Source organism: Bacillus solitudinis (assembly GCF_002797395.1).
GTDB classification, from domain to species: Bacteria; Bacillota; Bacilli; order Bacillales; family Bacillaceae_D; genus Halalkalibacter_A; species Halalkalibacter_A solitudinis.
Genome location: NZ_KZ454943.1, coordinates 3,439,542 through 3,453,151, shown reverse-complemented (window position 1 = coordinate 3,453,151; position 13,610 = coordinate 3,439,542). Strand labels below are relative to the sequence as shown.

At 38.9% G+C, this 13,610-nt stretch carries 13 protein-coding genes and 1 riboswitch; of the genes, 1 reads left to right on the top strand and 12 read right to left on the bottom strand.

Annotation, left to right across the window (positions count from 1 at the left end):
* The 11 genes from CEF19_RS16970 to CEF19_RS16920 form a co-directional block, all read right to left on the bottom strand.
* A complete protein-coding gene (locus CEF19_RS16970) occupies window positions 1-1,056 on the bottom strand; it encodes a FecCD family ABC transporter permease (RefSeq protein WP_100407151.1) in 1,056 nt (351 codons plus the stop codon).
* Entirely contained in the window at window positions 1,019-2,017 is a 999-nt protein-coding gene (locus CEF19_RS16965; RefSeq protein WP_100407150.1) for an ABC transporter substrate-binding protein, read from the bottom strand. Before CEF19_RS16965 ends, CEF19_RS16970 begins: the two co-directional genes overlap by 38 nt.
* A gap of 219 nt (window positions 2,018-2,236) precedes the next feature.
* A riboswitch (cobalamin riboswitch) is annotated at window positions 2,237-2,417 on the bottom strand.
* 96 nt (window positions 2,418-2,513) lie between these two features.
* Window positions 2,514-4,310 carry an ATP-binding protein gene (locus tag CEF19_RS16960; protein WP_100407149.1) on the bottom strand — a complete coding sequence of 599 codons (1,797 nt, stop codon included), beginning with the start codon at window positions 4,308-4,310 and terminating at the stop codon, window positions 2,514-2,516.
* Entirely contained in the window at window positions 4,310-5,026 is a 717-nt protein-coding gene (locus CEF19_RS16955; RefSeq protein WP_100407148.1) for a response regulator transcription factor, read from the bottom strand. Before CEF19_RS16955 ends, CEF19_RS16960 begins: the two co-directional genes overlap by 1 nt.
* A gap of 119 nt (window positions 5,027-5,145) precedes the next feature.
* Window positions 5,146-6,333, bottom strand: a complete 1,188-nt coding sequence (ccsB, locus tag CEF19_RS16950; RefSeq protein WP_100407147.1) for a c-type cytochrome biogenesis protein CcsB — start codon at window positions 6,331-6,333, stop codon at window positions 5,146-5,148.
* Window positions 6,334-6,350: 17 nt separating this feature from the next.
* Complete coding sequence (gene resB / locus CEF19_RS16945) at window positions 6,351-7,979, bottom strand: cytochrome c biogenesis protein ResB (protein ID WP_100407146.1); 1,629 nt, start codon at window positions 7,977-7,979, stop codon at window positions 6,351-6,353.
* A gap of 15 nt (window positions 7,980-7,994) precedes the next feature.
* Window positions 7,995-8,522: a thiol-disulfide oxidoreductase ResA gene (gene resA, locus CEF19_RS16940; RefSeq protein ID WP_100407145.1), complete on the bottom strand. Its 528-nt coding sequence runs from the start codon at window positions 8,520-8,522 to the stop codon at window positions 7,995-7,997.
* 233 nt (window positions 8,523-8,755) lie between these two features.
* A complete protein-coding gene (gene rluB / locus CEF19_RS16935) occupies window positions 8,756-9,487 on the bottom strand; it encodes a 23S rRNA pseudouridine(2605) synthase RluB (protein ID WP_100407144.1) in 732 nt (243 codons plus the stop codon).
* 124 nt (window positions 9,488-9,611) lie between these two features.
* On the bottom strand, window positions 9,612-10,145 hold the full coding sequence (locus tag CEF19_RS16930) for a spore maturation protein (RefSeq protein WP_100407143.1): 534 nt from the start codon (window positions 10,143-10,145) through the stop codon (window positions 9,612-9,614).
* Entirely contained in the window at window positions 10,146-10,739 is a 594-nt protein-coding gene (locus tag CEF19_RS16925; RefSeq protein WP_100407142.1) for a nucleoside recognition domain-containing protein, read from the bottom strand. It lies immediately after the preceding gene.
* On the bottom strand, window positions 10,729-11,877 hold the full coding sequence (locus CEF19_RS16920; protein WP_100407141.1) for a D-alanyl-D-alanine carboxypeptidase family protein: 1,149 nt from the start codon (window positions 11,875-11,877) through the stop codon (window positions 10,729-10,731). The genes CEF19_RS16925 and CEF19_RS16920 overlap by 11 nt, the downstream gene beginning before the upstream one ends.
* Before the next feature lie 141 nt (window positions 11,878-12,018).
* Between CEF19_RS16920 and CEF19_RS16915 the strand changes: the two genes are divergently transcribed.
* Complete coding sequence (locus CEF19_RS16915) at window positions 12,019-12,711, top strand: DUF421 domain-containing protein (RefSeq protein ID WP_100407140.1); 693 nt, start codon at window positions 12,019-12,021, stop codon at window positions 12,709-12,711.
* A gap of 9 nt (window positions 12,712-12,720) precedes the next feature.
* Here CEF19_RS16915 and CEF19_RS16910 read toward each other — a convergent pair whose 3' ends face one another.
* Window positions 12,721-13,581, bottom strand: coding sequence for a DUF421 domain-containing protein (locus CEF19_RS16910; protein ID WP_100407139.1), 861 nt, complete (start codon window positions 13,579-13,581; stop codon window positions 12,721-12,723).
* Window positions 13,582-13,610: the final 29 nt, after the last annotated feature.

Here is a 13,610-nt window from a genome sequence, read left to right as displayed (position 1 = left end):
TTAAGCTTTACGACGTTGTCTAAGTAAAATCAACCCGAATATAGGGGCACCAATTATTGCTGTCACAACACCGATAGGTAACTCCGTTGGCGCAAGTAATGTTCTTGCCACTAAATCAGCTAAAGCTAAAAATCCAGCACCAATAAACATCGATAGCGGCAAAAGATGTCGATGATCTGCTCCCCACAATAAACGTGTTAAATGAGGAATGACTAGACCGACAAATCCAATCGTTCCAGATACAGCCACTGCCCCACCAGTTACAATTGTTGCTCCAAGTAAAATTGTCATTTTCCGGAACCCAATATTAACACCAAGAGCTCTAGCGGTCTCTTCCCCAAACGAAAGGGCATTTAACTCATGACGGCTAAAAAACAAAAGGGTAAACCCAATCACAAAACAAGGGATAATCATCCATAAATAGGACCATCCTCGCATTGCAACACTCCCCATTAACCAGTTCACAATTTGTCTCAGTTCATCCCCAGTTAGGGAAATCATCAATGAGATAAACGCACCTAAAAAGGAACTAAAAATAATCCCTGCTAGTATAATTGTTTCTGTTGCCATCGATCGTTGGACCATTCTTGCAAAAGTTATTACGATAAATAACGTTGTAAAACCAGTAACAACACTTGCAAAAGGAAGAGTAAACCTTCCGATAACCGGTAAGGTGATCCCAAAAAACAACACAACAACCGCCCCGACAGCTGCGCCAGATGACACGCCAAGTGTGTAGGGATCCGCTAGCGGATTTTTTAAGAATCCTTGAAAAGCTGCACCTGCAAGTGATAAACAAGCACCAACAAACATCGCAAGCAACACACGCGGCAAACGGATCTCCATCACAATATTCACATACATCGGGTCGATGATTGCATCGATTGGCAAGTTAAAGCCCTCTTTTAGAAGAATAAGTAAAACGGTTGAAAAGGGAAGCTCAACACTTCCCTGACCGATACTTACAATAAGTGCGACAATGCAAAACGCCATAACAATGACGTACGCAGCGACATATTTATTCGCCAAAGACCTCTGGATAAATAGCTGCTGCAAGATGCTCGACTCCTTCTGCTAAACGTGGACCTGGCCGTGTGACGGTATCAGGATCCACATCGTAAATTCGTTCATTTACGACAGCTGGAATATCCTTCCACGCCGAACGTTGCTTAATGGTTTCACTTGGGTGTTCTTCTTCATATCCCCCGTATGTCGTAATGATTACATCCGCATTAAAAGCAACGGCTTCCTCTTCAGTAAATTGAACCCATCCTTGCTGCTCTTCAGCGGCATTTGTTGCATTTAGGATGGTGATCATTTCATGCATGAACGTTCCTTGACCGCTTGTATATAAATCAGGTGAAATCTCAACCCATACCTTCATACGATCTTCTTCAGGAATTTCACTAGCTTTCTTTTCAAATTCTTCCATTGTTGCTCGCATCTTCTCGATTAGCTCATCTGCTTTACTTTGAGAAGCTGTAGCTTGTCCGACTAAGTTAATTGATTCGTACACTTCCTCAATCGTTTCAGCACTATTAACGACTAACACCGTAATTCCGGCTTGACGAAGTTGCTCCATCCCATCAGCTGTACTGTGAGCTCCTGATTCATGAGTTAATACTAAATCTGGATTAAGAGAAATAACTTTCTCAATGTCAAAGTCCATCCCACCAACTGTTTCAATTTCATTTACTTCTTCAGGATAGTTATCCCAATCCGTACGACCAACAACATACTCACCTTGTTCAAGAGCAAAGATAGTTTCAGTAATACTTGGGATTAATGAGACCATCCGCTCAGGTTTCGCTTCAATCGTCACCTCATCACCAAGTGCATCTTGCATGGTTAGCGGATAGAGATTTTCTGGTTCTTCCATCTCGATCGTGTCTGTTTCTTCCACTTGGTCTGCTTGATTTTCATCAGCCACTTGCCCAGCGTCCTCAGACGTTGTTCCGCATGCAACCATAAAAATAGCTACAAATAGTGCCATCAACCAAAATTTTACTTGTTTCATCTTTTCTTCCACCTTTTTCTTTTCATTCTTATTCTGTCATAAATCTTCTAGCTGTTCTCGTCTCGATTTAAAACTAATAAACTATTCTTTCTCTGGTAATCTTCATAGTCATAGCCTACAAAAAAAACACCCCTACCTATAGGAGTGCTTACTAAACACAGCAAAAGAAGTCATAACTATACTTTTGTACAGTTGACTGCTTCCCCTTTTCCTCGAAGGTTTCACACAATTATCTAGGCAGGTCTCCTGACTTATGCGTAACAAAATCTTCCCCTTCCCGTCTAAAAAGACAGTGAGTTCTGAAGATTCCTAGCAATTACAGTGGCGGGACCGTGTTGGATTTACACCAACTTCCCTATTATCATCCTAAAAAAGAATGACCCAGATAGTAGCTATAAGAAATTTTGAATAAGTATTCTTATTATACATGATTTTTAGTAAACATAAAGGTCAAAAAACGTTAGATACCTTAACAAATGTTTCTTATGGAACAATATTAATCGCTATTTTCTCCTAGATTGTGAGGCAAGAAGAAGGAAAATGTCGTTCCTTCATTCATTTTGCTATGGACGGAGATTGTTCCGTTATGAGCATCGACAATATTTTTTGCAATAGCTAAACCAAGCCCTGTGCCACCTTTACCACGAGTACGTGCCTTATCTGCTTTATAAAAGCGCTCAAATACGTATGGCAGGTCTTCTTCAGGGATGCCCGAGCCGTTATCAATAACTTCATACCGGGTACCCTGTTCACTTTCTATGACCACTAATCGGACTACACCTTTTTCAGCAGTATGCCGAATTGCGTTATGAATTAAGTTGGTTAACACCTGCTCCATTCGGTCAGGATCAATAAAAGCTTGATCGCTTATTTCTGTTTGGATATCATAACTTAGCTCAACACCTTGTTCCCGTGCATAACCTTGGAACTTTCGGACAATTCGTTCCGTGAAAGGACGTAATTCTACTGACTCCAAGTTCAATTCAATGTGACCTGATTCCATTCTAGCTAGATCCAGAAGTTCATTAACAAGACGTCCCATTCGTAATGATTCATCATAAATAATTTTTGCGATTTCCTTCTTGTCCTCATCGGAACCCGCGATATCATCAATGATTGCTTCACTGTATCCTTGTAGCATTGAAATTGGTGTACGAAGCTCATGAGACACATTAGCGATAAAATCCTTTCGAAGCTTATCATGACGTCTTTCTTCAGTCATATCTCGGATGACAGCGACAGCACCACGAACATAATCCCGATCATACAAAGGAGTCATCAGAATTGCCCAACTTCTGCCCTGGACATCAATTTCCGTCATCTGTTCTTTTTCAAGCAAAACAACTTGCTCATAAAGTTTTTGAACAGCTTCAGGGAGCCTTTGTGACGATTGTTCTGTCATTCCTTGTTCATAAAACCATGATTGAAAAAAACGTTCCGCAGGAGGATTGGCTACAACCACCTCTCCTTTTCGGTCCAATGTTATCACGCCATCTGCCATACTGACAAGAATGCGAGAAAGCTGTTCTTTTTCTTGATTTAGTTCGTTAATATTTCTATTTAACTCTCGTCCCATTCGATTAAATGCAATGGCGAGTTGACCAATCTCATCATGTGTGAGGATAGGTACTTTCGTATTAAACTTTCCTTGTGCAACCTCAAGTGCAACCTGGCGCATTTTTCGTAAAGGCGCTGTTACTCTTGAAGATAGGAAAAAGGCAAATACAGTTGTTAACACTAAAGCAATCGCTGCTGAAAAATAAACAATTTTTCTCGTTTCCTGAGACGTTTCTTCTATTGCTGACAAGGACTGATATAAGAATACTGCACTACCCTCAAGTCGTTCGGGTTGAATAGGTACACCCACGATCATAATTCCATTATGAACCTCCTCACCCTCACCAATGAAAGGAAAGTCCCCTTCTGTGACAACGGCCTGTTTCCCTTCAAAAACTCCGGAAAGAACTGGGTCTGTATAAAAGGTATCTAAAGGGACTTGATATGCTTCCATATCATCCGTACTCCAAATCTTTTCCCCTTCAACAACGATCACAACATGGGCTGTAAGCGAATCTTCATAGAGCGAAAGCGTACGATAAACATAATCCTGTTCATCATACGCATCAAACATAGCCGAAATCATATTTGCTTGACTAATTAGTTTTGATTCTGCCTCATTAATATGAAATCGTTCAAAAGATTGAAGAAGCATAACCATTAAAATTGTCAGTACAACAGAGACTAGCAGTAATATCGTAACCCAAAGCTTACCAACGACACTACTCCATAACATTATTCTTTCAAAGCCTCAAACTTATATCCTACTCCCCAAACCGTAGATATCATCATAGCAGCTTCTGGTGATACACGGTTTAGTTTTTCGCGGAGACGTTTGATATGAGTATCTACTGTTCTTAAATCACCAAAAAAGTCATAATTCCAGACATCTTTTAATAATTGTTCTCTTGAAAACACCTTATCTGGAGATTGGGCTAAGTAATGTAATAGCTCATACTCTTTTGGCGTTAAATTAATAATGTCACCTGAGACCGTCACCCGATGAGCATCATTATCAATCGTTAAATGCTGAAAAACGAGAACATCCTTTGCTTGTGTATCAGTTTGTAGAAACTTCGTGGTTGATGACCGTCGCAGTAATGCTTTCACCCGTAGAACTACTTCTCTTGGGCTGAATGGTTTTACAATATAATCATCAGTTCCTACTTCAAAGCCTTGTACACGATTTGCTTCTTCTCCCTTAGCTGTTAACATCATCACCGGAGTTGCTTTTGTTTTCCGCAATTCTTGGCAAACTTCTATACCATCCATTCCTGGCATCATGATATCCAGTAAAATTAAATCAAATTCATCCGTTAGCGCTAATTCCAAGGCCTTTTCACCATTTTCAGCCTCAAATACTTCATAGTTTTCTCGCTCTAAATACATCTTTAATAAGCGTCGAATACGATCTTCATCATCAACGACAAGAATTCTTGCTTCTTTTTCCATTTGAATCCGCCTCCTTATGTAAAACGAATATTTTTTTTAGTGTATCACATTCGACAGCATTACATTTTGAGATAAAATAATGAAGCGTTAAAACCCTCGCATTAAGCGAGGGTTTATGATTATGCATAGGAATGAAGACCAGCAATGACAAGATTAACAAATACGAGATTAAACATGATAATAGCAAATCCAATGACGCATAACCATGCTGACTTTTCACTATGCCATCCTTTTGACAACCGTAAGTGTAAATACGCTGCATAGAACAAGAATGTAATTAAAGCCCATACTTCTTTCGGATCCCAACCCCAAAAGCGAGTCCATGCAATTTGTGCCCAAATCATCGCAAAAATTAGGCCACCAAGTGTGAAAATAGGAAAACCAATCGCAATGGCACGGTAGCTAACTTCATCGACCGATTGTGGACTGACGTTTTTAAGAATCGGTTGAATGGCTGCACCAATTCGTTTGCGTAAAACCAATCGTAGAAGGAAATATAACAGTAGACCTGTTAATAATGACCAAACCACTGTATTTAAATCATCACTACGAATAATTGCTGGCGCTTGGAAAAAGGGCGCCATCACATTTTCCGTTAAAAGTACGCCTTCATGAGGCCCAATAATAGCAGGTAAATGGTATGTGACTTGTGCTTCAACAGCATTTTCATTAAAATAATTGAATGTTGCTTCGTAATTTAGTGCACTAAACGTAGAAACAATAATAATAAATCCAACTAAACTTAATAATGAATACATGATGAACTCTAAAGCTCTTGTTTGTTTGTTCGATTTCGTAAAGTCAATGGTTCTAATCAAGTAAATTAGACCTGCAGCAAAGCCAATTGATAGAATACCTTGTCCCAATGCCGTTGTTGTCACATGGATTTTTAACCAATAACTTTGTAAGGCAGGAATTAATGGAGCAACCTCACTTGGAAACATCGATGCATATGCAATAATTAACATAACAACAGGCATCGTAAATAGACCTAATACATTAGTACGGTAAATCGAATGAATAATTATGAAGCCAAACCCCATCGCAATCCCTAAAAAGGTCATATACTCAAACATATTACTGACTGGAGCATGTCCAGAAACACTCCAACGAGTAAAGAAATAACCCATTGCACTTAAGAATGCAGCAATCGAGAAAATAAAGCCAAAAAGACCCCATCTATTTCCCTTCATTTCCCCTTCTTTGTTACGCCACTTCTTTCCGGTAACAGATACCGCAAAGCAAATGGTCGCGCCAAGATATAGGAAAAAGGCAACTAACAATAAATTACTACTAAGTGCTGCCATTGATTAACCTCCTAACATCAAATATCTTTCTTCTCTTCGTCCTCCACTTGATCACGAGGAACCTCCAATTGTGTATCCGAAATGGAATACTCAATCTCTTTTTTTAAGCTTAAATAATTTTTATTTGTATGTCCTGCAATCCAAATTTCACCATTAATTTGCTGTATCCAAATTCGACGGTGTGCCCAGTAGGAACCTTGGATAAGTCCAATCATAAATATTACACCACCGGCAATCAAAAATGGTAAGGTTAAGTCTTTTCTAACCGTTAATGCTGTCACATGTTTCGTTTCAACATCAAGAAATGTCATCTTATAATCATTTTCTCCTAAGGGTTCTAAATTTTGACGGATTCCAACAAAGCTTATCTCCCCTTCTGGTGTGTCAGGTGTAAACATTTCAAAAATAAACACAGGATTATCAGGAATTTTTGACCGAGTTGACGGAACATTGTCTTCGTTCAAATAATAGTCTTGAAAATATTGACGAATTTCGATCCGGTATCCCTCCCCTAAATCATACACAGGTTCAGGATCAAATAAATCAATGTCTAGTCTACCAAATTGCTCACCAGTTTCTTTATTTTCAATAGTGAAACTCATCACATTTAACTCATGAAGCTTATAATCAACTTGATAAAGGGCCATTCCTTCAAACTTCAACGGATCATTAACACGGATCTTATGTCTGTCAATTTCAAGTAAATCTGTCTCTTCCCCTACCGTTCCTGCTTGCGCACGTTTATAAAGTACGGCATCTGTCTGATAGGTTTTCACAACAGGGCTACCTGCTCGCTTAAGAGCATCTGAGAATCGCTCATCATTTTCATCATAAAGCTCTACAAGAAAACGCTCATTCTCCACGTAATACTGGGAATCTGTCCCCGGCACGACATTCATTTCTCCTTCGCGAATCCACAAATGAGAATCGACATACATTCCTGGGAAATACCGTAACATACAGCCAATAAGAAAAATAATTAATCCAACATGATTAATATAGGGACCCCATCTTGCGAATCGTCCTTTCTCTGCAACAACCTGACCATTTTCCTCTGAAACACGGTAATTTTTTTCTTTCAACTTTGTTTTTACTATAGTGAGTGTTCCATCTACATCGTCTGCCTTTGACATTCCAAAAACGCGCTGTCGCTTAAGAAAATTCGGATGACGTGTAACCCTTTGATATTTTAGGGCACGATAAAGGGGTACCACTCGATCCAAACTCGCAATAATGAGCGAGATACCTAGAGACGCGATAAGTAGCATGTACCACCAAGATCCATACAAATTATGAAAACCTAATTGATAATAAAGTTGACCAGCAAAGCCATATTCATCAGCATAATGCTGTGCTGGATTTACAGATGGGGGAATATACATTTGCTGAGGGAAAATCGTCCCGAGCGATGAAGCCAATAGCGTTAGAACGATAATCCAAATTCCAACCTTCACTGAAGAGAAAAACATCCATATCTTATCAATGAACGTTGTTGTATACGTTTGAGAACGTCTAGCTACCCCTTCATACTTCATGTTTAAAACACCTGATTTACTATCGGACTCTGCAAGAGGCTTCCCACAGGATCCACACATTTCTGTACCATAAGGATTTTCATGGCCACATTCACAAATTACCTTATCCATTCTAAAGCACCTCAATTATGAACCAGGTATTATTTTCTCCATAAAGTCTTTCACCATTTGTTCCGTCATTCCACCCTTATGAACATGAACAATCGTTCCTTGCTCATCAATTAAAATCGTAGTGGGCAATGGACTAATGCCATATGCATCACTAACTTTCATTCCCTTATCAATCACCACAGGGAATGAGAGGCTATATCGCTCAACAAAACGCTGGACTGTTAACTCTGGTTCGTTTACATTAACAGCGACAATTTCGACACCCTTTTCCTTATACTCGGAATACAAGCTTTCCATATAAGGCATTTCTTTTTCACAAGGCGGGCAATACGTTCCCCAAAAGTTTAAGAACACACCCTTTCCTTGTAAATCATTTAATTCAATTCGCTCCCCTTCTAAATCCTTTAATACAAAGTTAACCGAATCATTTCCAGCTTGAGCTACACTATGATCAGCAATAAAGTTTGAGTAAAAAGTGTAGCCTAAAGCAACTGCAATAATAGCAAGGATTGTTGTCCTCATAAATAAACGCTTTTGTTTCATGCCTTACACCCTCCTAATAAGAAAAGCTGTACAACAGCCTTTTCTTAAGAAGCAATGTGCGGAGCCACTGTTATGGTTTAAGTCCACGACAAGCGCCCTACTAATATAGGACGCACAGTGTGCGGAGCCATTGCCCTTCTTTGACTTCAAAAAACTTTATTGTTTCTTCTCAAATGAAAGCTGACTATCTCAGCTTCATTATAACGTTGAAAGCTTAGGAAAATAGCTATGTTTTATGACGGTTTCGTGACAGCTAATTCTCGTAAATGCTTAACTTCTATTGGTTTTAACTGCCTGGCATCGCCTGGATTTAAACCACGTAAATTAAGAAAACTATATTCCTCACGCTTTAACTTTATCACCGAATGTCCAATTGCATCGAACATTCGACGAACTTGACGATTGCGCCCCTCATGTATCGTTAAACGCACAATCGAGGTTTGCTTTTTCTTATCCATTGACATCAACTTCACTTTAGCAGGAGCGGTTTTACCATCTTCGAGCATAATTCCATATTGAAGCTTTTTCAACTCGTCTCTTGATGGAATCCCTTTTACTTTTGCCACATATGTTTTTTCGATTTTATATTTTGGATGCATTAGTATATTTGCAAATTCTCCATCATTTGTTAATAAAATTAGTCCTGAAGTGTCGTAATCCAGTCTTCCCACAGGAAAGAGCCGCTGCTCGATTTCTTGAACAAAATCAGTAACAACCTTTCTCCCTTTATCATCACTAACACTAGAGATGACACCACTGGGCTTGTACAGCAAGTAATAGACAGGTTCTTCGCGATCAATCGGAACACCATTCACTTCAATTTTGTCTTTATTTGGTGTTACTTTTACTCCGAGCTCTCGAACAACCTTTCCGTTCACTGTAACTTTTCCTTCAATCATTAATTCTTCTGCTTTACGACGTGATGTTATGCCTGCTTGGGCAATCACTTTTTGTAGCCGTTCCATTTCTGCTCACCTCACGTAATATCATACTCTTCCACTTACTAATAAACAAGCTAAGAAACTTGTCTATAATAGCACAAATAAGAAAAGACTTTCTGAATAAAACGTTTCAGAAAGCCATTCATTATTATATACCAAAAACGATCGTAACAATCACGATTGAAGCAATTATGCCAACTAAATCTGCTAAAAGACCAACCTTTAATGCATCTCCCATTTTTCTGATGCCTACTGCACCAAAATAAACAGTTAGTACATACAAGGTTGTGTCAGTGCTTCCTTGCATTGTCGAGGCAAGTCGACCGATAAAGGAATCTGGCCCAAAGGTAGCAATTAAATCCGATGTCATCCCGAGAGCGCCTGTTCCAGATATTGGTCTAATTAATGCAAGAGGAACAATTTCAGACGGTACACCAAGAGCTTGTAAGGCTGGTTTTATTAGCTCAATAAAAAACTCCATCGCACCTGATGCCCGAAACACTGAGATAGCCACAAGCATTCCAACTAAATAAGGGATAATGGAAATAGCCATTCCAAATCCTTCTTTCGCTCCTTCGACAAAAGTTTCATAAGTAGGAACTCGTTTATAGGTACCATACATAAGAATAAATGCAATGAGCAATGGAATAAGCCAGATTGAAATAGCTGTAATCCATCCCATTTAGACATGTCCTTTCCGAACTCGTCTGTAATAGAAGTACCGATCGATTAAAATGGCACCGATCGTCGAACAAGTTGTTGCTAAAAGGGTCGTGCCTACAATTTCCGTTGGTGATACTGAATCGTAGCTCATTCGAATCGAGATAACCGTCGTTGGGATTAATGTAATACTTGCCGTATTTACAGCAAGTAACGTAATCATGGAACGACTAGCTGAATCTTTACCGTCATTTAACACTTTTAATTGCTCCATTGCCTTAATACCCATTGGCGTTGCGGCATTTCCTAAACCAAATATATTTGCTGTCATGTTAGAAAGAATATACCCCATGGCAGGATGACTCGGAGGCACCTCCGGAAATAATCGACTCGCGATCGGCCGAAGTAACTTTGCAAGTCCCACTAATAGACCTGCTACTTGAGCAATTCTCATTAATCCTAGCCAAAACACAAGAATGCTAATTAATCCCAAACAAATGGTAACAGCATCCTTAGCACCAGCAAAGACGGCTTCATTTATCTCTTCCATCTTGCCATTAATTCCTGCAAATATAATACCAATAACCAGCATACTAACCCAAATTTTATTTATCAACAGGCTTCACCCCGATTGTTAAAGAAAAGATATCTAGAAATCTCGACCAAAAAGACTTCTTTTCTGCAATTTCAGGCGCTTCGTAATACAATGGAATTTCAGCAATCGTTTTATCAGCAAGGGTTAACTTAACTTTTCCGACTGGTTGAGGTGGGATAAATTGTCCCTTTCTTTCTGTTGGTGGTCGGTATAAAGAGATTTCTTTTTTTACCATCTCACGTTCTGCATTCGTTAGTGGGTATTCAAAAGAATATGGTGCAAAGATGCGGTCTTTATAAAATGCATCTTTGATTTCCCTAAATGTTCCTTCCTTTATTAACGTGTCTACCTCAAATGTATTAAATGCCCAATTACATAGATTCATATGATCATGCCAATCACTGGGGGCATTTAATGTGACAACAATCAAGTCCATGTCATCCTTTTGAGCGGTGGAGACAAGCGTGCGATTTGCTCTTTTTGTATAACCGGTTTTTCCACCTGTCGAGTATTTATAAAGCTCCGTTAATAAACGATTTTTATTTTTCCAGACGCGAATTTGCTCACCTTCGACACGGTGTGTTTTTGTTGATGTGATTTCTTTATAGTGTTCATTATTCATTGCATATTTAGTTAGCAAAGCCATATCATAGGCCGTGGAATAATGCTCTTCATGATCATCAAGCCCATGAGGGTTTTGAAACATTGTCTTAGTCATACCAAGTTCTTCAGCTTTCTCATTCATCATATAAACAAAGCCTTCTAAACTACCTCCCACATGTTCAGCAATCGCAACAGCTGAATCATTTCCACTACGTAGCATTAGGCCATAAACTAAATCCTCAAGCTTTATTTTTTCATTCTCACGCAAATAGATTGAGGATCCTTCTGTCCCTGCTGCTCGTTTAGATACCGTCACGAGCTCATCCACTTTTCCTGATTCAACCGCTAATATCGCTGTCATAATTTTCGTTATGCTTGCGATTCTAAGTGGTTGGTGCTCATTTTTTCCATACAAGACTCTTCCAGACTCTTTTTCAATTAGAACAGCTGCTTGAGCGGAAACTGAGAAGTTTCGTTGCTCTGCTATTCCCTCCGAGGGCAAAGCAGTAGTGATAAGAAGGATAACTAATATAAATAGCGTAAACTTTCTAATCATCCATATCCACGTCCTGTCAGATTTTTCTTTGAATAATGCTTGGTCTCTTTATTAGCCAAGTCTATGCAGAACAATGAAAGATATGACGTTTATCGCAATTTAAAATTGGCTATACTTACATTATTTAGTAAGGAGGAACGTATGCTACTTACAGAGCTAGCTATTATTTTCGGAAGAATTATTACGATTATCCCATTGCTTCTTGTCATGACACTTGTAATGGGAAAACGCTCGATTGGGCAAGTTCCTATCTTTGATTTCCTTATCATTGTAACGTTAGCCTCGGTTACTGGTGCAGACATTGCGGACCCGTCAATTAGCCATGTCCACACTGGGTTTGCCATTGTAGCGATTGGTTTTTTTCAAAAAATTGTTGCTAAATTAGTAATTAGAGTACGCCCTTTTGGAAAATGGATTACGTTTGAACCGACAGTTGTTGTGAAAGATGGGAAGTTATTAGTAGGCAATGTAAAATCGATACGCTATTCCATCGATAACGTTCTTCAAATGTTAAGACAAAAGAATGTCTTTGATATCAATGATGTCCAACTTGCAATTATTGAAGCAAACGGAAATATTAGCGTCCTAAATAAACCTGGAAAGAACTTACCTACTATTGAGGATTTAGATTCTTATCCGATTATTATCGAGGGGATTATCCAACACGAAGTGATAAAAGACCTTGGTTTAAATATAGAAACCCTTCGCAATCGTATTGAAGACGAAGGGGTTATTCGATTTGAAGATATCTTTCTATGCACTATTAATAACAAGGATGAATTATATTTTTCCTTTTCTCGTCAAGATGAGCGGATTGAGCGCGTCCAACATTAACCGCAGTTATTACGTTTGTAAATACGGTTTCACAGTTTCTTTAACCTGCTTCATTTGCTCTGCACACCATATATATTGTTGTTTCGCCTGCTCATTATCCGTATCGAGAACAAACTGCTCTAAATCAGCTTGTACTTTTTTTAAACTTGCATCTAATTGCGGAAGCTGTGTTGGTTTCGGAACTTGAATGAGATCATCGAATAAATCGACAGTTAATTGTCCATCATCATCAACTTGAGCTAAGTAGACATTTTCAAGGGCAATATCCATTTTCCCAAGTTCTGTTTTTAACCAATTACGATTTAACCCTCTTGTAGCTAAGGATTCATCCAAGACAACACCATCCATCATAACTGTTTCAGGCTCTTTGATCGGGGCAACGATCTTCCCAAGCGTTTTTGCTGAAACAGGTTGTTGTTCTTTTTTTAATAGGACATTTAACTCACCATTTCCTTCAAGTAAAGCGAACTCAACATCAGCAAATTGAAAGGCACCTTTCGTACGAAGCTTGCGTAATAATTCATCACTCGTTACCTTCTGTTTTTTCATATTGTCTTCGAGAATCTTACCATCCTTCATTAACGGAATCCCTTTTCCAAAAATCATCGTTCGAAAACCAATACTTTTTACACTAAGAACTCCGAACAGTATAGCGACTATAGCCCATACAGCTAACGAAATAAGCAGAAACCCAATTGGAATTTCTAGTTGGATGGAACCGGCTGCTATAATGACTGTAAGTCCTGTGATAAGACCAAATTCTAAATAAGAAGACTCTCCGATAGGTTTCCGAACTAGTCCTCTGGCTATCGCACAAAGTAAGATAACACCGAAAAAACTTCGTAACGCAATCTCTACCCAACCAGGCATAAGTCTACTCCTTTCTACATAAAAAAACT

Excerpts from the sequence above, each read along its gene's own strand:
- CEF19_RS16965 (WP_100407150.1), bottom strand. The coding sequence starts at position 2,017 with ATGAAACAAGTAAAATTTTGGTTGATGGCACTATTTGTAGCTATTTTT.
- CEF19_RS16960 (WP_100407149.1), bottom strand. The coding sequence starts at position 4,310 with ATGTTATGGAGTAGTGTCGTTGGTAAGCTTTGGGTTACGATATTACTG.
- CEF19_RS16955 (WP_100407148.1), bottom strand. The coding sequence starts at position 5,026 with ATGGAAAAAGAAGCAAGAATTCTTGTCGTTGATGATGAAGATCGTATT.
- ccsB (WP_100407147.1), bottom strand. The coding sequence starts at position 6,333 with ATGGCAGCACTTAGTAGTAATTTATTGTTAGTTGCCTTTTTCCTATAT.
- resB (WP_100407146.1), bottom strand. The coding sequence starts at position 7,979 with ATGGATAAGGTAATTTGTGAATGTGGCCATGAAAATCCTTATGGTACA.
- resA (WP_100407145.1), bottom strand. The coding sequence starts at position 8,522 with ATGAAACAAAAGCGTTTATTTATGAGGACAACAATCCTTGCTATTATT.
- rluB (WP_100407144.1), bottom strand. The coding sequence starts at position 9,487 with ATGGAACGGCTACAAAAAGTGATTGCCCAAGCAGGCATAACATCACGT.
- CEF19_RS16930 (WP_100407143.1), bottom strand. The coding sequence starts at position 10,145 with ATGGGATGGATTACAGCTATTTCAATCTGGCTTATTCCATTGCTCATT.
- CEF19_RS16920 (WP_100407141.1), bottom strand. The coding sequence starts at position 11,877 with ATGATTAGAAAGTTTACGCTATTTATATTAGTTATCCTTCTTATCACT.
- CEF19_RS16915 (WP_100407140.1), top strand. The coding sequence starts at position 12,019 with ATGCTACTTACAGAGCTAGCTATTATTTTCGGAAGAATTATTACGATT.
- CEF19_RS16910 (WP_100407139.1), bottom strand. The coding sequence starts at position 13,581 with ATGCCTGGTTGGGTAGAGATTGCGTTACGAAGTTTTTTCGGTGTTATC.